The organism is Microbacterium sp. BE35 (genome assembly GCF_031457705.1).
GTDB classification, from domain to species: domain Bacteria; phylum Actinomycetota; class Actinomycetes; order Actinomycetales; family Microbacteriaceae; genus Microbacterium; species Microbacterium trichothecenolyticum.
In genome coordinates this window covers 171,290-195,611 of the sequence record NZ_JAVDXD010000003.1, presented here as the reverse complement: position 1 = coordinate 195,611, position 24,322 = coordinate 171,290, and the positions used below count along the sequence as shown (strand labels likewise).

General features: G+C 70.9%; 19 protein-coding genes. 3 read left to right on the top strand and 16 right to left on the bottom strand.

The window, feature by feature from the left end:
• Nucleotides 1-38: 38 nt before the first annotated feature.
• A complete protein-coding gene (locus J2Y46_RS12240) occupies nucleotides 39-1,091 on the bottom strand; it encodes a 3-isopropylmalate dehydrogenase (protein WP_045297945.1) in 1,053 nt (350 codons plus the stop codon).
• A gap of 7 nt (nucleotides 1,092-1,098) precedes the next feature.
• Nucleotides 1,099-2,640: an MFS transporter gene (locus tag J2Y46_RS12235; protein ID WP_396653182.1), complete on the bottom strand. Its 1,542-nt coding sequence runs from the start codon at nucleotides 2,638-2,640 to the stop codon at nucleotides 1,099-1,101.
• A 63-nt stretch (nucleotides 2,641-2,703) separates the two neighbouring features.
• Here J2Y46_RS12235 and J2Y46_RS12230 point away from each other — a divergent pair, with 63 nt between their 5' ends.
• Nucleotides 2,704-3,249: a TetR/AcrR family transcriptional regulator gene (locus J2Y46_RS12230; RefSeq protein ID WP_045297946.1), complete on the top strand. Its 546-nt coding sequence runs from the start codon at nucleotides 2,704-2,706 to the stop codon at nucleotides 3,247-3,249.
• An 87-nt stretch (nucleotides 3,250-3,336) separates the two neighbouring features.
• On the opposite strand, the gene serA is transcribed toward J2Y46_RS12230, so the two are convergent.
• The 7 genes from serA to J2Y46_RS12195 form a co-directional block, all read right to left on the bottom strand.
• Nucleotides 3,337-4,941 carry a phosphoglycerate dehydrogenase gene (gene serA / locus J2Y46_RS12225; protein WP_045297947.1) on the bottom strand — a complete coding sequence of 535 codons (1,605 nt, stop codon included), beginning with the start codon at nucleotides 4,939-4,941 and terminating at the stop codon, nucleotides 3,337-3,339.
• A 139-nt stretch (nucleotides 4,942-5,080) separates the two neighbouring features.
• Nucleotides 5,081-5,455, bottom strand: coding sequence for a hypothetical protein (locus tag J2Y46_RS12220; RefSeq protein ID WP_045297948.1), 375 nt, complete (start codon nucleotides 5,453-5,455; stop codon nucleotides 5,081-5,083).
• Complete coding sequence (locus J2Y46_RS12215; RefSeq protein ID WP_045297949.1) at nucleotides 5,452-5,988, bottom strand: hypothetical protein; 537 nt, start codon at nucleotides 5,986-5,988, stop codon at nucleotides 5,452-5,454. The genes J2Y46_RS12220 and J2Y46_RS12215 overlap by 4 nt, the downstream gene beginning before the upstream one ends.
• 75 nt (nucleotides 5,989-6,063) lie before the next feature.
• Complete coding sequence (locus J2Y46_RS12210) at nucleotides 6,064-6,918, bottom strand: peptidoglycan-binding protein (RefSeq protein WP_310242629.1); 855 nt, start codon at nucleotides 6,916-6,918, stop codon at nucleotides 6,064-6,066.
• Between the two features lie 81 nt (nucleotides 6,919-6,999).
• A complete protein-coding gene (locus J2Y46_RS12205; RefSeq protein ID WP_084695510.1) occupies nucleotides 7,000-10,263 on the bottom strand; it encodes a lamin tail domain-containing protein in 3,264 nt (1,087 codons plus the stop codon).
• A 79-nt stretch (nucleotides 10,264-10,342) separates the two neighbouring features.
• Nucleotides 10,343-11,059 (bottom strand): copper homeostasis protein CutC, encoded by a 717-nt coding sequence (locus J2Y46_RS12200; RefSeq protein ID WP_045297950.1) that lies wholly within the window; start codon nucleotides 11,057-11,059, stop codon nucleotides 10,343-10,345.
• 82 nt (nucleotides 11,060-11,141) lie between these two features.
• Complete coding sequence (locus tag J2Y46_RS12195) at nucleotides 11,142-11,348, bottom strand: hypothetical protein (protein ID WP_045297951.1); 207 nt, start codon at nucleotides 11,346-11,348, stop codon at nucleotides 11,142-11,144.
• A gap of 199 nt (nucleotides 11,349-11,547) precedes the next feature.
• On the opposite strand from J2Y46_RS12195, the gene J2Y46_RS12190 reads away from it, so the two are divergent.
• A complete protein-coding gene (locus J2Y46_RS12190; protein WP_310242624.1) occupies nucleotides 11,548-13,890 on the top strand; it encodes a BTAD domain-containing putative transcriptional regulator in 2,343 nt (780 codons plus the stop codon).
• Between the two features lie 5 nt (nucleotides 13,891-13,895).
• Nucleotides 13,896-15,785: a hypothetical protein gene (locus J2Y46_RS12185; protein WP_310242622.1), complete on the top strand. Its 1,890-nt coding sequence runs from the start codon at nucleotides 13,896-13,898 to the stop codon at nucleotides 15,783-15,785.
• Between the two features lie 112 nt (nucleotides 15,786-15,897).
• Here the strand turns inward: J2Y46_RS12185 and J2Y46_RS12180 are convergent, their stop codons facing one another.
• The 7 genes from J2Y46_RS12180 to J2Y46_RS12150 form a co-directional block, all read right to left on the bottom strand.
• Entirely contained in the window at nucleotides 15,898-17,733 is a 1,836-nt protein-coding gene (locus J2Y46_RS12180; protein WP_310242619.1) for a 5'-nucleotidase C-terminal domain-containing protein, read from the bottom strand.
• Between the two features lie 100 nt (nucleotides 17,734-17,833).
• Entirely contained in the window at nucleotides 17,834-18,553 is a 720-nt protein-coding gene (locus tag J2Y46_RS12175; protein WP_310242618.1) for a copper homeostasis protein CutC, read from the bottom strand.
• The gene (locus tag J2Y46_RS12170; protein WP_310242617.1) at nucleotides 18,550-19,893 is read right to left on the bottom strand and encodes an alpha-L-fucosidase; all 1,344 of its coding nucleotides are present in this window, start codon (nucleotides 19,891-19,893) and stop codon (nucleotides 18,550-18,552) included. The genes J2Y46_RS12175 and J2Y46_RS12170 overlap by 4 nt, the downstream gene beginning before the upstream one ends.
• On the bottom strand, nucleotides 19,890-21,467 hold the full coding sequence (locus tag J2Y46_RS12165; RefSeq protein WP_310242615.1) for a M81 family metallopeptidase: 1,578 nt from the start codon (nucleotides 21,465-21,467) through the stop codon (nucleotides 19,890-19,892). The genes J2Y46_RS12170 and J2Y46_RS12165 overlap by 4 nt, the downstream gene beginning before the upstream one ends.
• Nucleotides 21,451-22,431, bottom strand: a complete 981-nt coding sequence (locus tag J2Y46_RS12160) for an ROK family protein (protein ID WP_310242613.1) — start codon at nucleotides 22,429-22,431, stop codon at nucleotides 21,451-21,453. Before J2Y46_RS12160 ends, J2Y46_RS12165 begins: the two co-directional genes overlap by 17 nt.
• A complete protein-coding gene (locus J2Y46_RS12155; protein WP_310242611.1) occupies nucleotides 22,428-23,387 on the bottom strand; it encodes a carbohydrate ABC transporter permease in 960 nt (319 codons plus the stop codon). Before J2Y46_RS12155 ends, J2Y46_RS12160 begins: the two co-directional genes overlap by 4 nt.
• Nucleotides 23,377-24,282, bottom strand: coding sequence for a carbohydrate ABC transporter permease (locus J2Y46_RS12150; RefSeq protein ID WP_045297957.1), 906 nt, complete (start codon nucleotides 24,280-24,282; stop codon nucleotides 23,377-23,379). Before J2Y46_RS12150 ends, J2Y46_RS12155 begins: the two co-directional genes overlap by 11 nt.
• Nucleotides 24,283-24,322: the final 40 nt, after the last annotated feature.

The following is a 24,322-nucleotide window of genomic DNA, read 5'->3' as shown; positions in this document are numbered from 1 at the left end:
TCGAGCCGCTGGATGGAGAGGCGCTTGCCGGTTCCAGGTTACGCCGGGAGCCGGCCGGCGATGGCGTCGCCGATCTGCGCAGTGCTGCGCGATGCGGTGCCCCGGTTCGCGATGTCCGTTTCGACAGCCGTGGTGACGCGCTGTGCCTCTTCGGTGAGCCCGAGGTGATCGAGCAGTAGCGAGACGGAGAGGATCGCGGCCGTGGGATCGGCCTTCTGCTGTCCTGCGATGTCGGGCGCCGATCCGTGCACGGGCTCGAACATCGAAGGGAACGCGCCGTCGGGGTTGATGTTGCCCGAGGCTGCGAGGCCGATGCCACCGGTGACGGCGCCGGCCAGGTCTGTCAGGATGTCGCCGAAGAGGTTGTCGGTGACGATCACGTCGAAGCGGCCCGGGTTCGTGACCAGGAAGATGGTTGCCGCGTCGACGTGCAGATAGTCTACGGCGACGTCAGGGTGCTCCAGCGCCACCTCGTCGACGAGGCGCTTCCAGATCCCGCCGGCGTGGACGAGCACGTTCGTCTTGTGCACGAGGGTGAGCTTCTTGCGGCGCCGCTCGGCCAGGTCGAATGCATAGCGCACCACCCGCTCGACGCCGAAGGCGGTGTTCACCGAGGTCTCGTTCGCCACCTCGTGCGGCGTGCCGGTGCGGATCGACCCGCCGTTGCCGACGTACGGCCCCTCGGTGCCTTCGCGGACGACGACGAAGTCGATGTCGCCCGGCTCGGCCAGCGGTCCCGGCACTCCCGGGTACAGCTTCGACGGGCGCAGGTTGACGTAGTGGTCCAGCTCGAAGCGCAGCTTCAGCAGCAGCCCGCGCTCGATGTTCGCGTTCTTCAGCCGCGGGTCGCCGGGCAGTCCTCCGACGGCTCCCAGGAGGATCGCATCGTGCGTCTTGATCGCGTCAAGGTCGTCGTCGGTGAGCGTGTCGCCCGTTTCGAGATAGCGGGCGGCGCCCAGCGCGTACCGCGTCTTCTCGAAACGGATGCTGCTGCCCGCGGTCGCGGCGTCGAGCACCTTCTCCGCTTCGGCGATGACCTCCGGACCGATGCCGTCACCCGGGATGACGGCCAGCTTCACGACACGCGACATGGTGCTCCTACGACTTCTGGCGGGACCCTCCCAGGGTAGTGGCCGCGATGACCCCCGCGACGACCACGAGGGCCGCCCCGATGAGCGCAGTGACCGTGACGCCGGCGTCGAACGCGGTGGCCGCCGCCTCGAACAGTGCGTCGCCCGTCGCCCCGCCGATCCGGCCGGCCGCGTGCACCGCACCGGCCAGGGTCTCAGACGAGGCCGCGGCCGCGGCATCCGGGACGCCGTCCGGTACCACGAGATTCGAGCGGTAGAGAGCCGTCAGGATGCCGCCCAGCACCGTCGTGCCGAGAACGGCGCCGAGCTCGTACGCGGTCTCGGACACTGCGCTCGCGGCGCCCGCCTTCGCGGGCGGTGCGCTCGAGAGCACCAGCTCGTTCGACACGGTCTCGGCCGCGCCGATGCCGATCCCGAGCGAGATGAACGCCGCCACGAGCGTGCCGATGCTGTCGGGCCCGGTCGCGAACGCCACCGCGACATAGCCCGCGACGGAGAACACCAGCGCCGTCGGCACCACGATGCGGGCAGGCCACTTCTTCGAGATCGGCACCACCGCGAGGCCCGCCAGGATCATCATCGCGAGGCCCGGCACGAGCGCGAGACCCGCCTGCATCGGCGACAGCCCGACGATGAGCTGCAGATGCTGCGCGACGAAGAAGAGGAAGCCGACCAGCGCGATCACGCTGAGGAGGTTCACCAGCAGCGCGCCGCTGAACGTGCCGAGACCGAACAGCCGCATGTCGAGCATCGGGGTCTTGGCGCGCAGCTGGCGACGCACGAAGAGCACGCCGAAGCCGAGGCCCACGAGCATCGGCAGCCACGCGGCGACCGTGAACCCGTGCACCGCGAGCTCCTTGATGCCGTAGACGATCGGGATCATCGTCGCCATCGACAGCGCGATGCTGAGCGGGTCGATGCGGCCCGGCTTGGGGTCGCGACTCTCCGGCACGAGCAGCGGCGCCAGCACCAGCAGCGGAATGAGCACAGGGACCGAGAGGAGGAACACCGAGCCCCAAGAGAAGTGCTCGAGCAGCAGTCCGCCGACGACCGGGCCGAGTGCGGCACCGGCGGAGAACATCGACGCCCACACCGCGATCGCGAGACGCCGCTGATCGCGGTCGGTGAAGATGCTGCGCAGCAGCGAGAGCGTCGACGGCATCAGCATCGCGCCGAACACGCCCATCGCCGCGCGCGCCGCGATCAGCCACACGGCGCTCGGCGCGAAAGCCGCGAGCACGGACACGGCGGCGAAGCCGGTCGCGCCGATGAGCAGCATCCGTCGCCGTCCGAACCGGTCGCCGAGCGTGCCCATCGTGACGAGCAGACCCGCGAGCACGAGCGGGTATGCGTCGATGATCCACAGCTGCTGGGCGCTCGACGGCCCCAGTTCGAGCGCGATCGACGGCAGCGCGAAGCTCAGCACCGTGTTGTCGACCGAGACGAGCAGCACCGGCAGCATCAGCACGACCAGCGCCGCCCAGCCGCGCCAGCCGACCTTCCGCCCCTGGGCGTCGGCGAGCGAGAGTTCTTGAGTGAGTGTCATCATTTCTATACCGTCCAGCCGGTATAGTAACAGAATGCTCAGACACCCGTCGATACGATCGAGGCCATGAGCCGTCCTCCCCTCGCCCGCGAGAAGGTGCTCGACGCCTTCGAGCAGATCCTGATCGAGGAGGGCGAGCGAGCCGCGACGATGGACGCCACCGCCAAGGCCGCGGGCGTCTCCAAGGGCGGCCTGCTGTACCACTTCGGCACGAAGGAAGCTCTCGCAGCCGCGCTCATCGACCGGCTGCGGGAGCTCGTGCAGGCGGACGTCGACAGGATGGCGTCGGCGCCGGAGGGCCCGATCGCCTACTTCCTGCACACGTCGGTCATGGCGAACGACCCGATCGACCGAGCCATCCTCGCGACGTCGCGACTGGCCCAGGGAGGCGACGCGACGGCGAGCGACGCGCTGCGGCACATCAGAGAAGACTGGGCCGCCGTGCTTCAACCCCACACCAGGGACGCCACGGCGCTCGATCTCGTGATGCTCGTGAGCGACGGCCTCTACTTCAACAACGCCCTCGCGGGCGGCTCCATCCCCGGTCCGGTCCCTCGCGGCGAGGCGCTCGACGCGCTGGTCGCGCTGGTGGAGCGCGCCGCGCGACCCTGACCTGCGCCGGGTCTCGCCCGCACGCAACGACGGATGCCCCGCCCCGGCCCTCGCCGAGGACTCAGGGACGCGGCATCCGTCGTGGAATCAGGACTCGGTGATCTCGATCTGGCGGAACAGATCTGCCTGGATAGCGGTGCTCACCTCGTCGAGCAGGGCGTCGGGCACCGGCGAGTCGACCGTGAGGACCGACAGCGCCTGGCCGCCGGCCGTCTGGCGCGCGATCTGCATGCCGGCGATGTTGATGCCCGCCTCGCCAAACTTCTGGCCGTAGATCGCGACGATGCCGGGTCGATCGGTGTACAGCATGACGACGTGGTTCGTCTCGATCGGCAGCTCGATCGCGTAGTCGTTGATGCCGACGAGCTTCTCGACCTGCTTCGGGCCGGTGAGCGTGCCCGAGATCGCGAGCTGCGAGCCGTCCGACAGGGCGCCGCGCAGGGTGATGACGTTGCGGTACTCAGGGCTGTCGTCGTCGACGAGCAGGCGCACCTCGACGCCGCGCTGTTCGGCGAGCAGCGGCGCGTTCACGTACGACACGGTCTCGCTGACGATGTTCGTGAAGACGCCCTTCAGCGCGGCGAGCTTGAGAACGCTGACGTCGTAACCCTGCAGCTCGCCGTGCACCTCGACGTCGAGGCTCGTGAGCGGCGACCTCGCGAGCGCCGAGAAGATCTGGCCGAGCTTCTCGACGAGCGGGATGCCGGGGCGCACATACGGGTCGATGACGCCGCCCGCGACGTTCACGGCGTCCGGAACGAGCTCGCCGCCGAGCGCGAGACGCACCGACCTCGCGACCGAGACGCCCGCCTTCTCCTGCGCCTCTTCGGTGGAGGCGCCGAGGTGCGGGGTGACGACGACGTTCGGAAGATCCAGCAGTGCCGCAGCGGTGCCGCCCTCCGCGGGGGGCTCCGAGGTGAAGACGTCCAGGCCTGCGCCCGCGATCTCGCCGGCAGTGAGGGCGGCGTGGAGGGCCTCCTCATCGATGAGGCCGCCGCGCGCGACGTTCACCACGTACGCGGTCGGCTTCATGATCTTGAACTGCTCTGCGCCGATCATGCCCGTGGTCTCGGGGGTCTTCGGCATGTGGATCGTGACGAAGTCGCTCTGCTCGAGCAGCTCGTCGAGCGTGACCAGCTGCACGCCGAGCTGCTGTGCACGGGCACTCGTGACGTAGGGGTCGTAGGCGATGACGCGCACATCGAACGCCTGCAGGCGGGCCGTGATCAGAGCGCCGATGCGGCCGAGACCGATGATGCCGACGGTCTTCTCGAAGAGCTCGGTGCCGGTGTACGAGCTGCGCTTCCACGCGCCGCCCGAGAGCGACGCGTGCGCGGCGGGAATGCGGCGCGCGAGGCTGAGGATGTGACCGACCGTGAGCTCCGCCGCCGAGATGATGTTGGAGGTCGGCGCATTGACGACCATGACGCCGGCGGTGGTGGCCGTCTTGATGTCGACGTTGTCGAGGCCGACGCCGGCGCGGGCGACGACCTTGAGGACGGGCGCGGCGGCGATCGCCTCGGCGTCGATCTTCGTCGCCGAGCGGATCAGCACCGCGTTGGCGTCGGCAAGGGCCGAAAGAAGTGCGGGGCGGTCGGTGCCGTCGACGTTGCGCACGTCGAAGTCAGGACCCAGGGCATCGATCGTGGCGGGAGAGAGCTCTTCGGCGATCAGGACGACAGGCTTCGGCACGGGTGTTCCTTAGTGGGGCGGTGCGCGAACGCGCGGAGCAGAACCGGATGCCGCGCCGCACGCCGTCGGGGGGCGAGGCCTGTGCCAGCCTACCGCCCGCGCGGCGGAGCGCCCGACCGTATGACGGCCTGCGGCAGGCTCAGCCCAGGAAGGACGCGGAGTTGAGCGTGGTGTACGCGACCACGTTCAGCCAGAACACCGCTACCAGCGCGAGGCCGGTGAGCATCACGAGGAGGAGCTCGTGCGGTGCGCGCCGGTAGCCGATCGCGAAAGCTCCGCCCCACACGAGCAGCGGGAACACCGCGGCGAAGATCCAGATGAACCACCCGAGGGCGTTGAGCGAGACGCCCGCGCCCCCGAATGTCTGAAGCGTGATCACGAGGTTGCCGATCGCGTTCCAGACCGCGTAGGCGTAGAACAGGCCCACAGCGCCCGAGATCGTCGCCACGAGCCACGTGGGCGTCTTGCCGCGCTTCGCGGCCGAAGGCGCAGCATCCATCGCGTTCTCGCTCATTGTCCGATAGCCCCGATCATCACGAAAGGCCAGGGCAGCAGCAGCACGACCCCGGCCGCGAGCCACGTGAACCGCAGCCACGCGCGCGAGGCGCGGGTCAGCAGCAGGGTCGTGGCGAACCACAGCAGGGGGGCCAGCACGGCGAGCCACAGGCTTCCCTGGTACATCACGTCGGTCACGAGGTACTGGGCCCTCCCCTGCAGGCGCAGGCCTCCGATGAGCCAGCCGATCGCGAAGAGGGCGTACACGCCGCCGAGCACGCCGAACGCGATCAGAGCGCCGTTGCCCATCGGCCGGCGGTCGGGGGCGGTGGCGGTGGGCGCTTCGGGCACCGATTCCGCCGCCGGCGCGTCGGCGGAGCCGAGCGTCTCGCTGCCCTTGCCGACGGCGGTGAAGCCCTTCGGGAGTTCGGCCGGGGATGCCGCGGCCGCAGTCTCGGGCTCCTCCTCCGGCTCGCCGGTTCCGCCGTGGTCGAGCGTGGGATCGTCGTCGCCGTCCCACGTGAGGGCGTCGTCGTCGCGTCCGGTCGTCACGTTCTCAGCGTAGTGCCGCGGCCCGGCAAGCCCGGATGCCACCCGCGGTGGTCGCGGCACCCGGGCCCGCGTCGCTCATTCGAAGAGCCGCAGCATCAGCGTGTGCCAGGTGACCGGGCCCACGATCCCATCGACCGGCGGGGCGAACAGCTGCTGGAACTCGCGGACGGCGGCGTCGGTGGCCGGACCGAAGTCGCCGTCGACGGTGAGCCCGGCGAGGAGCGTCTGCACGGCGCGCACGGCCTCGCCCTTCGGGCCTGCGGGCCCGTCGCCCTGCTTCACGGTGATGATGAGGCTCGGCCAGTCGAGTTGTCCGAGCGTCGTCGAGATCTCGACGGCGCGCAGCGTCTGCTGGAAGGCCTTCACGGCCTGACCGCTCTGCGGGCCGAACGCGCCGTCGGCCGCGATGGTCGCACCGTGCGCACGCAGCAGGTGCTGCGCGGCGAGGACGCGCCAGTTGGTGGCCTGCGACGACCCCTGCTTCACGAGCGCCCACGGCCGGTCGCCCGGCATGAACGTGCTGAAGAACGACCAGGTCTCGCGGCCGGCGACGCCGTCGATGGTGAGGCCCCACGACTCCTGGAAGAACTCGACCCGCTCCTTGGTGATCGGGCCGAAGCTCCCGTCCACGACGAGCGGAGGCTCCCCCGGGGACCGCGCGAGCCCGAACTGCTGGACGGCGCGCACCGCGTCGCCGGTCGACCCCTGCTGCACGGCGATGACGAGCTTGGGCCACGTCACGGGTCCGACGATGCCGTCGGCGGGTACGGCATACGCGGTCTGGAAGGCCGTGACCGCTGCGGTGGTCGCGGGGTCGTACGTCCCGGTGACGGCCACAGCATGGCCGTGGGCTCGCAGGAGGTACTGGATGCCGGGGACGATCGCCGACGACGATCCCGGTCCGACGGTGCTCCACGGTTCGACGTTCATGACAGCTCCTCTGTTCTGAGTGGAATGCGGGGTCGCGCGTCCCCTCCCGCTTCCGAGGCGATCCCCGCGTGGCCTGATACCTCAGTCGCGCACGAGGGTGACGGCATCGGTCACCACCGCCTTCGCGTACTGCAGCGCCAGCGGCACGGCGAACTTGTCGTCACCCTCGGTGTAGCGGTGCTGGAGCCCCTGCGCAAGGATCCGCCATGGCCGCTCGTTCGACGGGGTCGCGGCGTCGCCGTCGTCGGGAACGAACTGCGTGTAGTCATAGGGATGACTCGCGGTCGCACCGAGCGGGACAGAGAAGGTGTCCACCGCCAGCACGCCGGCGGCGAGATCGACCTGCAGCAGCCGCTGGAAGCCCGTCGCCCGCTCCCCCGTCGGGGTGCGGAACTCCTGGTAGTCCGCGAGCGCCTCGAGCACGGTGTGCCCCGGGATGCCCCCGGCGTTCTCGGTGACGATCGCGCCGAGCCCGTGGAAGTGGCCGGACAGCACGAGGACCACATTGCGGTTCGGCGCGACGACGCGCTCCCACAGCCGGTCGCCGTGCGAGACCCATCGCGACGTGGTCGAACGCTCCGCGTCGTCTTCGGCGGTCGCCGGCGTGAGGTGCTCATGCGTCGAGATGACGATGTTCGCGTCCCGGTGAGAGGCGATGACCTCCTCGGCCCACGCGATCTCCCGGTCGTCATAGGCGTAAGGCAGCGAGACCATGACGAACCGTGCGCCGCCGGCCTCGAACGAGGACCAGTTCGCGCTGTTGTCGTCGGGCGTGAGCGAACCGCCGAACCACGGCTGGTCCCGGTACCTCTCCGGCCCGAAGTATTCGTTGAACAGGTCGTTGCTCACGCCCCGCTTGTTGTCGTGATTGCCCGGAAGCACGCTGTTGGCGATGCCGTTCGCATCCAGCACCCCCTGCAGCCGCGACGCCACCTCGTACTCCCGCCGGGCACGATCCTCGGGCTGGGCCGGATCGACCCAGTTCTGGATCAGGTCGCCGGTGTGGGTGACGAAGGCGAGCTTTCGCGCGCCGGCGTTCTCGGCGAGCCACGCCACCTCGCCCGCGTACACCTCGGGGTACGCCTCCGAGTAGTACTGCGTGTCGGTGATGTGCCCGAGCGCGAGGTCGTAGTCCGCGGGGTCGGCGAGTCCGTCCGCGTCGCGCGCCGCGGACTCCGTCCTCGGCACCACCTGCACCAGCAGGTCGACCGTGCCGCCGACCACCTCCTCGCCACGCACGACGCCCTCCAGCCGGATCGGTGCGGTGGCGGCCGCATCCGTCGCCGTCGCCGTGCCGGCGGCTTCGTCGAGGGCGCGCCAACCCGCGCGGCGCGCGGTTGCGGCGGCAGGAACCCAGACCGACAGCCGCACTTCGGCCCGCCCGACGGAGCGCCCTTGCCACGAGACGGTCCCGCCCTCGTCGGGCAGGCGCACGCGCATCCGCACATAGGGCAGGTCGTACCCGTCGTCGCGAGCCGCCGGATCGGCGGTGGAGACCTCCCGCTCGTCGGGCGCAGTCCGGCTGGTGAGCGGCGAGGGCCAGGACCCGGCGTGGGCCGCCTGCACCTCCAGCGGGGTGCCGTCCCCGTCCGCCGGCGCGACCGCGACCGCGATGGCCGCGGCCCGGCCCGCGGCCGCATCACCCGTGGCCGCATCGACCGCGTCCGATCGGGCGTCGTCGAGCGCGTGTCGGATCACGTCGTCCGCAGACAGCCCACGGCGCGGGGCGACCACCCCCGGGCTCTCCGGGGCCGGGACGAAGTCACTCGCGTCATCGCCGGTGAACGCGGTGCGCTGCAGCGTCTCGCCGCGCAGCCGGTCTACGGCGAAGGTCGACAGCGCGAGTCCTTTCGTGCACGGGCTCGGGACGTCCACGCTGTCGTCCATCTCGTTGCGGTGGAAGATGCCGACGCTGTCGACGCGGTGTCCCTCGGCGTCCTGCACCCACACGCCGGCTCCCGCGAGCTCGAGCGGCTCGGGGTACGCCGCGTCGGCGGCACCGGCCGCGGGTGTTCCTTGGAGGGCGGCCGTCCACGTGTCGTCAGGACCCAGCACCGTGCCCGAAGCCACGACGGCGAGGTCGTCCGACCGTCGGAAGCCGTCGGCACCGCACGCGACGAGCGTCCAGCCGGAGATGTCGACCTCTCGCGCGCCGAAGTTCGCGAGCTCGACGAAGTTGCGCCGGGGCATCCCGTCGAGCTCGGGGTCGGTGGCGATCTCGCTCACCGCCACCCCCGGAGGGCCGTCGTACCCGAACGCCGGCGCGATGGATGCCGAGACCGTCCGAACCGCGTTCGGTGCGCCCGGCGTGCGACTCGCGATCGCGAAGCCGCCGTCGGCCTGCCGCTGCCAGCTCTGCCCCGTGCGGTAGTCCAGCGTCGAGGGCAGCTTGTCGCGTCCGGTCTGGCAGGCGGTGTCCTCCCGCGAGGACACCCCGACGCCGTCGACACGACGTCCGTCGGCGTCGACGAGGAGGGCACCGTGCACGAGATCGGCCAGCGACGTCTCGACGCGGATGTCCGCGTGTTCCGCGAATCCGGGACCTCCGATCACCAGGCGCTCACCCGGAGGCAGCGCGGCGCCCGCGCCGAACACGTGCTGGAGCGCTTCGGTCGGGACCGCTCCGGTGGCGGTGCAGCGGTAGAGCCGCCAGCCGTCGAGGTCCACGACCGCCGTGCCGTCGTTCACGAGCTCGATGAAGTCGTCGCCGCGCCCGGCCGGGCCCGCCGCGGCGATCTCGGACACCCGCACCGGCTCGGCGGCGGCGTTCGCAAGCCGGTTCGGCTCCCCGGCGGTCGCGACGGCGCGCACCCAGCGCCCGTCGTCGGACGACCCTGCGCGCTGCCAGCTCTCGCCGAGCGCCGCCGCTGTGGTCACCGGCAGCTCGACACCCCCGCCGCATTCCGACGTCGTCCGAACGGGATCGTCCGAGTACGCCGCCAGAGCGTCGGCGATCCCGCCCGACGGGGCGACGACGATGAGCCCGTACCCGCGCTCGGAGAGACGGGGTGTGGGGAACGCTCGCCGCTCCCCGGCCGCGAGGACGACTCCGCCCAGGTCCGCCTCGGGATCCGACGGGCGAGAGCGCAGACCCTCGTCGTCGCAGCGGAAGACCGCGTACCCCGTGAGGTCGACCGGGCGATCCCCCGGATTCGCGAGTTCGAAGAACCCGGAAGCCGATCCCCGAACGCCTGCCGGCGAGACCTCGACGAGCGACACCGTGCCCGTCGACGCGACGATTCGGCGCGATTCCGCCGCACCGGCGGGAGAGCCGACCGAGGCCGCGATCCCGACGAGGAGAACGGATGCCGCAAGGATTGTGGTCACACGGTTCGTGGCGCGCACGCCCTGACCGTGTCCCGGCGAGGTGAACCGTCGCGGGCCCCGCGGCGATCATCCGGTGTACGGCTGCGGGACGGTTGCCTCAGCCGGCCGCGGCGACGGCCTCCGCAACGACGGCGGGGTCGGTGACGTCGTGCCCCGCCGAGCCGCCGCCGGGACCGGACGGAGCATCGCGGCCCGCGCGCCCTCGCGCCGACAGGTGCACCGCGTCGACACCGGCCGCGAACAGTGCGGGGATGTCGGCCGGCAGCACGCCGCCGCCCGCCATGACCTCGACGCTTCCCGAGCGCGCCGCGAATGCGGCGAGCATGGCCACCCCGTCGATGGAGCGCGGAGCACCGCCCGAGGTGAGCACGCGGTCGACACCCTCGGCCACCAGCGCGTCGAAGACGGCCGCCGGATCGGCGGCGGCGTCGACGGCGCGGTGGAACACGAGCGTCGCCGGGCCCGCGGCATCCCGCCATCTGCGCAGTGCGTCGACGTCGAGGCCGCCCGCCGAGGTCAGTGCGCCGACGACCACGCCGCCCGCGCCGCGCTCGACGCACGCGCGGATGTCGGCACACACCAGCGCGACCTCGTCGGGCTCGTAGACGAACCCGCCGCCGCGAGGGCGTACGAGCACGTTCACAGTCGCGGGGTCGACGGCCGCGAGCACGGCTTCGAGGGTGGCGAGCGACGGCGTCAGCCCGCCGAGGTCGAGGGCCTGGCACAGCTCGAGACGGGCGGCCCCGGCCGCGATCGCGGAGCGGGCCCCTGCGGGGTCTTGGACGGCGATCTCGACAGGGCGCGGAGCGGACATGCCGTGAGCCTAGTCCGGCGGTGCGCCCCACCGCAGACACGGCGAGACCCGCCGCACTCCCGGGCGGCGGGTCTCGACGGAATCAGGAGAATCGCAGCTGCCGCGGCCTCGTGAAGAGGTGCCGGAACCACAAGCCGATGCCTGTGGAGACGCGTGACGCCGGGCTTTCCGGCGTGATCGTCGCGCCACGATCGGCGATGCTGCGGAGAATCTCGTTCTCGCGATCCAGGGCGGCCGCCCGCTCGCGATCGAGCCGGTCGGCCGTGAAGGTCAGGGTGCTCCCGTCCATGGCCGTTCCTTTCATGATGCTCGCCCGGGTTGGCGAGGGTTGTGTGATGTGAGTCGCGGTCGCGGTGCGGTGATACGCCGGGCCGTGAACACAGCGTCGCGGCATCCGGTATCGGAATCGTGCCCGCCCGGTACTGGTCCGGTACTGATCCGGAGCGGATGCCGTTGACGCTCGTATCGGCGGAGATCACACTGCAACCATGGCCATCAGGGTCCTGGGGCCGCTCGACACGGGGACAGAGCAGACCCTGAGCCCGCGGGAGCGGGTGGTGCTCGCCGCACTCATCGTGCGAGCGGGACGGACTGTCGCGCCGGGCGATCTCGCGCAGGCGTGCTGGGGCGAGGACCCGCCGCGCACGTGGCCGCAGCAGGTCAAGACCTGCGTCGCGCGCATCCGGGCCGGGCTCGGAAGCGCCGCCATCGTGACGCGGGGCTCCGAGTACAGCCTCGGCATCGACCCGGCCACGATCGATGCATTCGAATTCGAGCGCCTCGTCTCGAGCGCTCGGCAGCATGCGCTGCACGACGAGCACGATCGCGCGGTCGATGCGTACCGGCGGGCGCTCGAACTGTGGCGCGGCGAGCCCTACGCCGAACTCGCGGACTGGGAGCCTGCGGCGGTGGAGGCCGAGCGCCTCATCGAGATCCGCGACAGCGCCCAGGAGGAGCTGCTCGAAGCACGACTGGCGGAAGGCGAGCATCGCGCCGTCATCGCCGACGCGGAGCGCCTCGTGCGCGCGGCACCGCTTCGCGAGGATCGCTGGGCGATCCTCGCGATCGCGAACTACCGCGCCGGCCGGCAGGCGGAGGCGCTCGCCACCGTCCGCGCTGCGCGCGTCCGGCTCGCGGAGGAACTCGGCATCGACATCGGTCCACGCCTGGGCGAACTCGAATCGTCGATGCTGCAGCAGGATCCCGCGCTCATGCTCGTCAAGACGCGGCATCGCGTCAGCGATACGTGCCCATACCGCGGCCTTGCGGCCTACTCGATCGTCGACGCGGACGAGTTCTTCGGACGGGAGGGCGATATCGACACCCTCCTGCAGCGCGTGCGCCCGGGGACGCTGACCGCCGTGGTCGGCGCGTCCGGATCGGGGAAGTCGTCCCTCGTGTTCGCCGGTCTCCTCCCGCACGCGTCGGAAGGCCGTCGCGTCGCCGTCGTCACTGCGGGGCGCGAGGCCGCCGCCCACCTGCGGGCGCGCATCGAGCAGCGCGGCGCCGACGACATCGTGGTCGTCGACCAATCGGAAGCGCTGTTCCAGCTCCCCGAGCAGGAGCGGGAGGAACTGTGCACGCTGGTCGCCGGCGTCCTCGCAGCCGGGTCGGCGGTCGTCTTGACTCTTCGCAGCGACTTCCTCGACAGGGCGACGGGGCTGCCTCATATCGGCACGCTCATCGGCCGCGGGGTCTATGCCATCGGGCCGTTGAGTCTCGCCGGACTCCGCGAGGCGATCGAGTACCCCGCGACGCGCGCTGGTCTCCGCCTCGAACCGGGACTGGTCGAGCTGGTCGTGAGGGATGCCGATGACCGGCGCAGCACGCTGCCCCATGTCTCGCACGCCCTGGTCGAGACCTGGATCCGGCGCGAGGGAGCCACGCTCACCGTCGCCGGATATGAGGCATCCGGGGGGATCGTCGGCGCCATCGCACAGTCGGCCGAGAGCCTTTACCGGTCGCTCGACGACGAGGATGCGGGTGCCTGCCGATCCCTCATGCTGCGCCTCGTTCACCGCGGAGTCGACGGCGCGTCGGTGCGCCGCACCGCTCAGCTGGCACCGCTCGTCGCGGATCCGGCTCGCCGCAGGGTGCTCGATCGCCTCGTGACCGCGCGTCTGCTCGCGACCGACGGCGACGAGGTCTCTGTCGCCCACGAAGCCGTGGCCACGGCGTGGCCTCGTCTGGACGGTTGGCTGGAGGAGGATGCCGAGGGTGCGCGCCTCGTCGCGACGGTGGCGACCGCTGCCGAACTGTGGAGCGGCGCCGGCAGGCGGGACGAGGATCTGCTCCGCGGAGCCCGGTTGCATGCCGCGCTGGACTGGCGGGACGAGGCACAGCCCGATCTCACCGCAGTGGAGCGAGAGCTGCTCGACGCGTCGGCCGAGCGCGAACAGGACGAGGTGCGCGAGCTCGGCGAGCGGGCGGCCCGCGAGAAGCGGAGCAACCGACGTCTCCGGTGGGCTGTCGGCGGCGCCGGAGTGCTGCTCGTGGCTGCCATCGTCGGTGGCAGCCTCGCAGCGATCCGAGGCGGCGAAGCGCAGGTCGCCGCAGAGAACGCGAGCGTCGAGGCGCTCGTGGCGACTTCGCTCTCGCTGCTCGATCAGGATCGGGAGGCGGCCGCGCTCCTCGCTGCGGAGGCATACCGCAGGTGGCCCGAAGATCCGCGGACGCGATCCGCGCTCTGGGGTGTCATGACGAACTCGGGAGGAGTCGTCGCCGTTCACCACGGAGGCGACGCGTCCGTTCCTTGGCTGGATGTCGTTCCGGGCACGGACACCGCGGTCGGGTGTCGGTGGCGCCGGCCGATCCGACAGCGTCCATCGTAGACATCGTGGATGTCGCGACCGGCGAGTCCCTGCGCGTGCTGGACACCGCTCTGCCGGCGGCCGAGGGCGCATCGGAGCGCAGCGTCTCGGTGAGCCCGGATGGATCCGTCGCGGCGATCAGCGTGTTCGTCCATCCCGACCCGCCGGCCGACGATACGTGCTGCTGGACGCACCTGTCGGTGATCGATCTCGCGACAGGAGGATCTCGGCCCGAAATCGACGTCGTTCACGCAATACTGACCACTGGCGCGGCATGGGATGCGGCGAGCCGGAACTTCTTCATGGCCGACGCGAACACGGCCGACCTGATCTCGGTCGACGCGACATCGGGTGTGGTGCGGGCCTCGAGCGGCTGGGCATCCTCCGCGCAGCAACCCCTGAATCAGGTGCAGTTCTACGCAGCCCCGGCCGTGATCGACGATCGCCTCGTCGCCGTCGGCGCCGGCCACGAGATCCGGATGTACGACCAGCACTCGCTCGCGCTCACGCGCACGATACCCTTCGACGACGACCGATCCAGCGAGGCGCTCATCACCGACGGCCGGGGTGGCCTCGTGGCCGCGGGGTGGGACGGCACTGTCCGCATCGCCCCCGACGGCACCGTGGCGTGGCGTCGCTACGGGGACGCGACCGCGACCTGCGTGGCTCTGCACCTTGCGTCCGCCGACACGATCGCGTGCGGATCCTACGGAGGGCTGTCGCTGCTCGATCTCGACACCGGCGAGCCGACAGGGGCGGGGGCACCGCTCCAGTACAACCGCAAGGCGTTCTTCGACACCATCGACGACGAGTCGCTGCTCGCGTTCCCCACGGTCCCCGCGGTCTGGCTGCGCTGGCGGATCGACGGCGGCGGCGCGGGAGCGGACGTCGTCGCGAAAGGACGCGAACTTCTCGAAGGACCCGAGGCGGGAGGCTCTCTCGTCGTCACCCAGCCGTCGGGCGGCGGTTCGATGCAGCTGTGGGATATCGACCGCGACGTCCCCGTCGGGAAGGAGTCGGCGCGGATCATCCCGCTCGGCAGCGGTGTGGTCGCGCGCTTCGCCGAGTACGAGCCGGGTCCCCTGTTCGCCCGGTATGAGCCCCGGTGGGGACGGCCGACGCTCGAGCGCGTGTCGACGGAAGAAGAGATCCCGCTGCGCATACCGGACCTGCCGGACTCGGTGACCCTCTTCCCGGGCGGCTGGGCGACTCCCGCCTTCGCCGCGTGGCCCGAGGGCGTCGTCGCCTTCGATCCTTCGACGGGCCGGGCCCTCGGACCCATCGTCACGCCTCCAGAGGGCCGCTTCGCGACGGTGACATCGGTGAGCGAGACGCCCGACTCCACGCTGGCGGTGATCACCTGGTGGAATGAGGAGCGAGCAGCCTCCGAGACCGGCGTCTTCGACTTCACGACCGGCGAGCTCCTCGCACGCGGTCTCTTCGGTCTGGAAGGAAGCCTCGCCGTCGACGATGACCGCATGATCGGCGTCGCGGTAGACGACGCGCGGATCTACGACCTTCGCACACTCGAGCCGCTGGTGGCCCTCCCCCGAGCGGCGGGAGGCGGCAATCGGATCGGGGTCAGCGCCGACGGTCGCACGCTGCTGAACGTCGGATACAACAACACGCTCACGCTCTACGATCTGGCGGGAAACGTGGCCCTCGCAGCCCCTCTCGACGGCCGTGCAGACGCGACCCGCATCTCCGGCGGGTTCCTCACGGCGGACGGCCAGACTCTGATGGAGGCTCTGCCGAGCGGCATCCGGATCTGGGATCTGCGCGCCAGGCAGCAGGCGACTCAGGCGTGCGCGCTGGCCGGGCGAGAGCTCACCGCGGACGAATGGTCGACATACTTCCCGGGCGAGGAGCAGGTGAAGACGTGCACCGCGCTGGTCTCAGCCGCCGCCACCGACTGAGACCGGCTTGCGGACCGCGGCATCCGATCCGCGCTGACGTCCTGACGGGGAGACCCCGAGGGCACGGTGAAACCCCGGCACTCCGGAGGTTGCCGGGCCCCGGCGTCGGGCGTCAGAACACCGGCGTGCCGGCGCGGACCAGCCGCCAGTTCTCGACGTGGAAGTCGGCGGGGTCGATCACCCCGGTGGCGGAGGCGTACGCGACGATCGCCTCGCGGATCGCGACCTGCGCGTTGTAGACCACGGGCGCCGTTGCGACGTGCGGGAACCCGCCGCCACCTGACTGCCGGTAGTTGTTGATCGCCACGACGAACCGCTGGTCCGCCGCGACCGGCGCGCCGCCGAAAGCGAGGTTCACGATGCGCGAACCCTGCGGCTGCGAGATGTCGATGTCATATGTGACGCCCGAGAACTGGTCGAAGTTGTAGTCGGGGGTGCCGAGCGCATTGGTCCAGGTCGCAGGCGCGACCGGAGCGTCGGGTGGGACCTGCTGGAAGTACTTGGCCGAGTACTCGAGGTAGTCCTTGATCTGGGCGCCCGTGATCACCGACCCGAGCAGCGTGTTGTCGTAGATGTACAGCCCCGCGACGTCCTTGATCGTGACCTGCCCGGCCGGGAACGTCGCGGCGCGGTTGAACGGCGCCGCGAGCGAGATGATCGGCAGGGATGCCTCGGGGGTGCCGACGATCGCCTTCGACACGGTGTCGATCTGCACGTGGTGGACGTAGTCGAGGATCGCGGTGTCCTTCCAGCACGACTCGGCGGCGGAGAGCACCTCCGTCGACGTCGCGACCGGAGTGTTGACGTACGCCACGACGGCTTCGTGCTGCGCTTTCACGACCTGCACGAGCGCGGGGTCGTCGGCGACCGTGTTGGTGTTGCACGTGAGCGACTTCGCTCCCGTGACGACCCACTTGCCGCGCTCCATCGTCAGCGTGAGGTCGAACACGCTGAGTCGCTGGCCCCAGTTCTTCGGCTCGCTCATCACCACCTGCTTGCCGGTGACGTTGTTCGTCACGAACCGCTGCGGGACGTCCTGGTGGGCGTGGCCGAAGAGGATCGCATCGATGCCGGGCACCTGCTCCGCGAGCAGCGCCGACGCGTTCTCGACCGGGATGTCGCTGCCGTACGACGACAGGCCGCTGTCGCCGGCGTGGACGCTCACCACGACGACGTCGACGCCTTCCGCGCGCATGACCGGCACCCAGCGGGCTGCCGTCTCGACGACGTCCAGCACCTCGATGCGGCCGCTCACGTTCGCCTTGTCCCAGATGACGACGCCGGGGTTGGTGAGGCCGAGCACGCCCACGCGGATCGGCTTGTAGCCGGGGATGTGCATCTTCTTGACGACATACGGCCGGAACGCCGGGTCGGTCGTGCCTGCGTGCACGGCGTTCGCGGCCAGGGCGGGGGCATCCAGCTGTGAGATCCAGTTGCCGAGGAAGTCGAGGCCGTAGTTGAACTCGTGGTTGCCGAGCGCCACCGCGTCGTAGCCGATCGCGTTGAACGCGGCCGCCATCGGGTGCACCGCGCCCGACGCGGTGACCGGATCGACGGTCGCGTAGTAGAAGCCCAGCGGTGACCCCTGGATCGTGTCGCCGGCGTCGAACAGCAGCGTCCGGCCGCGCCCGCGATCGGCGCGGATCTGGTTCACCAGGCTCGACACGCGGGCGAGCCCGATCGTGTTGCCCGCGCTGTCGCTGTAGGCGGCGTCCTTGTAGTAGTCCCAGTTGAGCGCGTTGGCGTGGATGTCGGATGTGCCCATGACGGTGATGGTCACGGACTTCCCCCCGGGTGCGGCCAACGCCTGCGGCGACTGCACCCAGCCGGCCGCGGCGAGCACGCTCGCCGCGGAGACGCCGACGAGGAAGTTGCGTCGACTCAGACCCGAGTGGGGCGGGTTCTCCGCCGTGGTCCCGAGGTCGTGGTCGGATGCGCGATCAGGCATGTTTTCTCCCATGGCGAGGATCGAACCACGCTCGCGTGCGCGCCGACAAGAGTCCGCGGATGAGGAAACTCTCAGCAATCGCTCCGACCAGCAGCGGTGCTCAGCCCCGGGCGGCCACCACCGCTTCCGCCACGATCCCTGGATCGGTCACGTCGTGCCCGTCCGTACCGCCGCCGGGCCCCGCGGGCGCGCCGAGCCCCGCGCGTCGGCGCGCCGAGAGGTGCACGGCGTCCACGCCGGCGTGGACGAGGTGACGGATGTCCGCCGGCGCCACTCCTCCGCCCGCCGTCACCTCGAGGTCCGGCCCGGCGAGGCGGGCGTACGCCTCGAGGCGGTCGATCCCCTGGATGCTGCGCGCCGCGCCTCCGGACGTCAGCACCCGGCCGACGCCCTCGACCAGGAGGGTCTCGAACACCTCGGCGCTGCGTGGCGACGCGTCGATCGCACGGTGGAAGACGAGCGTCGCCGGGCCTGCGGCATCCGTCCACCGGCGAAGCGCCTCGCGGTCGGCGCGGCCGTCCGCGTCGAGCGCGCCGACCACGACCCCGCCCACCCCCCGCGCGACACACGCGCGGATGTCGGCCGAGACGACCGCGACCTCGTCGGCGTCGTACACGAAGCCGCCACCCCGGGGACGCACCAGCACGTTCACCTTCTCGGCGCCGACCGCGTCGCACACGGCCTCGATCGACCCGATCGACGGGGTGAGACCGCCGACGACGAGCGCCTGGCAGAGCTCGAGTCGATCGGCTCCGGCGTCGATCGCCGCACGGGCGCCCGCGGCGTCCTGTACGGCGATCTCGACGACCGTGCGGATCACGGCCCGACCCGGAGGGCGACCGCCGGCTCGGTCCGGAAGGCGTCGGGGACCATCGCGTGCACGCGACCGTCGGGCCCGCGCTCAAGCGCCGCCTCGGTGCCGTCCGCCCAGCGGGCCGGCCGGCCCGCGAGCTCCTCGGGAAGATCGAACTCCCCCGCTGCGGGGTCGAGGGCGATCACGTTCACCACACCCTCGGCAGCGGTGTACGCGCGCGGCGCGCCGTTCTCCTCGTCGGCGCGCACCCACGGACGCGTGGCGTAGATCGCGTCGCCGTCGCGGCGGAGCCACGTGCCGAGCTCCCGCATGGCGCTTTCCTGCAGCTCGGGGATCGATCCGTCGGCGCGCGGGCCGACGTTGATCAGGAGGTTGCCGTTCTTGCTCACGACATCGGCGAGGAGCCGGATGAGGGCGTCGCCCGACAGCGAGTGACTCGCGTCCTCCGCCTGGTTGTAGCCGAAGGAGTACCCGAGTCCGCGCGTCGACTCCCAGGGCTCCGCGACGATGTCGGCGACGTGGGTGTACTCGCGTGTGAGGAACCCGTGCCGAGGCACGCCCCAGCGGTCGTTCACTGCGCCGTCCGGCACGACGGCGAGGTAGCGGCGCAGCAGCGCGGCGACCGCGTAGTCCTGCTGTCCCTTGCCGCCGTCCGGCCACTCGATGTCGTTCCAGAGCAGGTCGGGGCGGAAGCGGTCGACGAGCTCGTCGAGCTGGGCCGCGGCATACCGCGAGAACCACTCGTCCGCACGGCGGAACCGGAAGAGGTCGGTGTCGGATTCGATCGGCGGGTAGTCGCTGACGTGCCAGTCCAGCGCGCCCGAGAAGTAGACGCCGAACCGCGTGCCCGCGCGGCGCGTCGCGTCGTGGAGTTCGGCGATCAGGTCCCGGCGCGGGCCGCGGCGGGCCGCGCTGAACGTCGTCGTCGCGGTGTCCCACAGGCAGAACCCGTCGTGGTGCTTCGTCGTGGGGACGACGTAGCGGGCGCCCGCGTCGACGAGGGCGCCAACGAAGGTGTCAGCGTCGAACCCGCCCGGATTCCACTGGTCCGCGAGGTCCTCGTAGCTCGTGCCGGTGCCGTACAGCTCCTGGTGGCGCCGCCACGTCGGGCTGCCCGCGATGCGCACCGTGTTGGCGTACCACTCGGCGTACTGGTGGTGGGCATAGGCGTCCTCGGTGGGCACTCCCCCGGGAGGGTGGGCCGGCGCCCATGCAGGCACGGAGTACAGACCCCAGTGCACGAAGAACCCGAGCTTCGCGTCGCGGTACCACTCGGGGACCGGAGTATCGGGGTACTCGGGCGCCGCGTGGCCGAGGTCGGGTCCGGTGCGGGTCTCGAAGTTCATGCGCGTGCCTCCGTGCCGCGGCGTCGGGTGACGAGTGCCGAGAGGTCGGGCTCGTGGTCGGTCGTGGCGAACGGGTAGGTTCCGGGGCGCAGCCGCGAGTGGCCGAGGCGCAGCAGATCCTGGTCGACGCCGCCGGGTGTGAGTGCGAGCGTCCACCCCGCGGCGAGATCGTAGAGCTCGGGCTCGAGGTAGCCGATCTTCACGATCACGATGTCGGCCGTCTCGGGGTCGAGTCCCAGCAGCCGGAAATCGTCGAGGTGGTGGAAGGGCTTGCGACGCTCCGTCACGATCGCGTGCACGGCGCCGCGGCGCACCACGACCTGCGTGCCCGCGACCGGGTCGCCGCCGGTGATCGAGACGATCTCGCCGGCGACCTCGACGGGCCCGCGCGGACCGGGATCGACACGCCCGCCCACGTGCACCGTGACCGTGGCGCCGATCCCCGCCGCCTCGGCGGCGCGCACCGCCTCCGGATCGAAGACGGATGCCGCGAGCACCGTGCGCGACGCATCGTCGAGGTCGCCCCGTTCGAGCAGCCGACCGAGGGTCCACGAGACGTCTCCGGCGCCGCCCGCAGTCGGGTTGTCGCCGGAATCCGAGATCACGTAGGGCCGCGGCGCGTCGTCCGCCAGAGCCAGATCGAGCGCCTCGTCGAGGCTCGCGGTCGGACCCGCGAAGACGAAGTCCGCGCGCGCGCCCCAATACCGCTGTCCGAGTCGCTCAGCTTCACGCGCGATCACCGCCGGGTCGTCGCCGGTCACGATGACCGTGGCGTGGCACCGGGGCTCGTCGGCCCACGCGTACCCGACCCACACGGCGGCGTCGACGACGCCCTCGAGGTCCTCGACATCCGGGATCGCGCCGTACAGCCCCTTCGCCGGCTCGAGCCGCGTACTCGTCTTCTCGCCGGGCAGCAGCACCGGAACGCGCACCCACGCCTTGTAGGGGCGGCGCGCGTCCGGGTCGGCGCCCGAGGCGCCGCGCAGCCGCTCGAGCAGATTGTGCACCGCGCGCTGCTTCGTGTTCATCCAGTCCTCGTGCGGGGCCATCCGGTAACAGGTGATGAGGTCGACGGCGTCGAAGAGGGCGTCCGACACGTTGCCGTGCAGATCCATCGACGTCGACACGAGGGTGTCGGGACCGAGCGCCTCGCGTACCGCGGTCGCGAGGTCGCCCTCGGCGTCGTCCATGCCCACGACGCTCATCGCTCCGTGGATGTCGAAGAAGAACGCGTCGAACGGGCCTTCCCTACGGATCCCCTCGACGATCGCCTGCTTCATGCGCAGATAGGTCTGCGGGTCGACCGCCCCACCGGGAAGGGAGCGCCCGTGCGTGAGAGGGACCCAGGCCGCAGCATCCCGCAGCTCCTCCCCCTCGGCGAGGAAGGGGTAGTACGCGAGCAGCTCGTCGCCGGTGCGGATCGTGAACGCCTCGTCACCCGAGATGTGCGGTGAGAACGTGCTCGACTCGATCGAGATGCCGCCGATGCCGATGCGCGGGCGGGTGAGCCCCGCCGGGTGGAGCGGGCCCAGCGGGCCCTTCCAGATCTGGTCGTGGTCAGGACGCGACGTCACGGAGGAGCTCACCTTCTGCGAACGGTTCGGAGGGGATGGAACGATCGGATGCCGCCACCAGCGCCGCGGCGCCGAGCACGACCGCGTCACCGCGCAGCGTGCCGGGCACGATGCGCAAGGGAGCGCCCGACACCGGCGGATCGGTCAGGAGCGTGGCCGCGACGGCAGGAGCGAGCAGGTCCCATGCGGACGCCACCCCGCCCCCGACCACCGCGAGCGGCACGTCGACGAGGGTTGCGGCGGAGATGCACGCGAGGGCGACCGCCCTCCCCGCGACGTCGAACACGGTCTTCGCGACGGGGTCGCCGGTTCGCGCCCGGTCGGCCACGACCCGCGCGGATACGACGGCTTCGCCGGTCGCGGCCGCATAGCGGCGTGCGATCGAGGTGCCCGACGCCAGGGTCTCGAGATGGCCGGTGCGACCGCAGGTGCAGACCAGATCGCCGTAGCCCGGAGTATGGCCGATCTCGCCGGCGGCGCCGTAGGGACCGTGGCGCAGGGTGCCGTCGAGCACGAGTGCTCCGCCGACGCCGGTGCCGAGCATCACGCCCAGCACGTCGCTGCCCCGCCCCGAGCCCCACGCGGTCTCGCCGAGGAGGAAGGCGTTGACGTCGTTCTCGACCCGCACCTCGACGTCGAGCCGGTCGCCGAGGTGCTCGCCGAGCGGGAATCCCGCCCAGTCGACGAACATGTCCGATGCCGCGCGAATCGCACCGCTGCGCGGGTCGACGACCCCCGCCGCACCGACGCCTACCGCATCGGGGCATACGCCCGCGTCGTCGGCGAGCTCCTCGACCAGAAGCGCCGCCGTCTCGGCCATCGCGGCGCCGCCGGTGCGGGCGGGGGTGTCGCGCGTCGCCCGCGCCAGCACCGTGCCGTCAGCGGCGACGAGGGCGCCGGAGGTCTTCGTGCCCCCGATGTCGATGCCGGCGACGACCGCGGGGGCCTCTGCGCACCCGCTCATCGGCCGCCCAGCCCGGCCATCGCGATGCCCTTCACCAGGTGCTTCTGCAGGACGATCACGAGGATCGTGGTGGGGATCATCGAGATGATCGCGGCGGCCATCTGCAGGTCCCAGCGCGTGCCGGTGAGACCCGAGAAGCTGGCGAGGCCCACGGGCAGCGTGCCCAGTGTCGCGTAGTCGACCGTCACGATGAGCGGCCAGAGGTAGCTGTTCCAGAACGACAGGAAGGTGAACACCGCGAGCACCGCCACCGCCGACTTGGACAGCGGAAGGATGATCTGGAGGAACGTGCGCACCGGACCCGAGCCGTCCACCCGGGCAGCCTCCTCGAGCTCGAACGGGATGCCTCGGAAGAACTGACGCATGAGGAAGGTTCCGAACGCCGTGAAGGCGAACGGGAAGATGAGCGCCTGATAGGTGTTGACCCATCCGAACCACTGCATCACCTGGAACATCGGGATGACGAGCACCTCGGCCGGCACCATGAGGGTGGCCAGGAACAGCACGAAGACCGCGTCTCGGCCTCTCCAGCGCAGGCGCCCGAACGCGTAGCCCGCCGTCGTCGAGACGATGAGCACGACCAGGGTGCCGGCGACCGCCACGAACAGCGAGTTGCCGATATAGGTGAGGAACGGCCCGTAGGCGAAGACCTCCGCGAAGTTGCCCCACTTGATCTGCGAGCCGACCAGCGTGGGCGGCATCGAGAAGATCTCCTCGTTGGGCTTGAGCGCCGAGAAGAAGGCGTAGACGAGGGGCGCGACGAAGATGAGCGCCGCGAGGTAGATGCACATGTGCGCGAGAACCAGGCGGATGCGCTCGCCGGGGGTGCGGGCGGCGGTGCGGCGGCGCGCCGGGGGCGCCTCGACGAACTCGTCCTCGGAGGTCATCAGAAGCGTCTGCTCGATCGCCGACGCTTCCTTGTCGGTCTCGGTTCCGGTCCCGGTGTCAGTGCTCATAGTGCACCCACTTCCGCTGTGCGGCGAACTGCATGCCTGTGATGAGGATGATGATCGCGAACAGGATCCACGCCGCAGCTGCGGCGAGTCCCAGGTCGCCGAAGGTGAAGCCCTGCTCCCAGATGAACATGACGAGCGGTTTCGTCGCGTTGCCCGGGCCGCCGCCGGTCAGCAGCTGCGGCTGCGCGAACACCTGGAGGGCGGTGATCATCGTCATGATCGTCGCGAAGAAGATCGACGGCGAGATCATCGGGATCATGACGCTCCAGATGAGACGGAAGCCCCGGGCGCCGTCGATGCTGGCCGCCTCGAGGACGCTCTCGGGAAGCTGCTCGAGCGCCGCGGAGAAGATCAGCATGTTGTAGCCGAGTCCCTGCCACACACTCATCGCGACCACCATGATCATCGCCCACGAGGGATCGGCGAGGAAGTTCGGCAGCGTGATGCCGAACCAGCTCTGCGCCAGCCCGTTGAACAGGCCCTGCGGCTGCAGCATCATCTTCCACACCAGGACGTTGGCCACCATCGGCACGACGACCGGGATGAAGAAGAGCACGCGGAGGGCTCCGCGGCCGCGGATGCGCGGCCCGAGCCCGATCGCCAGGGCGAGCGAGAGGGCGATGCTGAGCGGCACGTACAGCAGCGTGTACACCGCCGAGTTGCGCAGCGCCGGCCAGAAGTCCGGGCTGCTGGTGAACAGCTTGGCGTAGTTCTCGACGCCGTTGAAGGTGCGGTCGCCGAACGTCGGCCAGTCGTAGACGCTCATCACGATCGAGAGCCCGACGGGCACGATCGTGAACAGGGCGAGCCCCACCAGGGCCGGGCTTGCGAAGCCCAGCGCCTGGCGGGCCTCGGCCCTGGCGAGCGACCCGCGACGTGTCGTCGTGGTCGTCATTGCTCTGCTCTCTTGCTCACGTGCGAGGGTTCGAGGACGA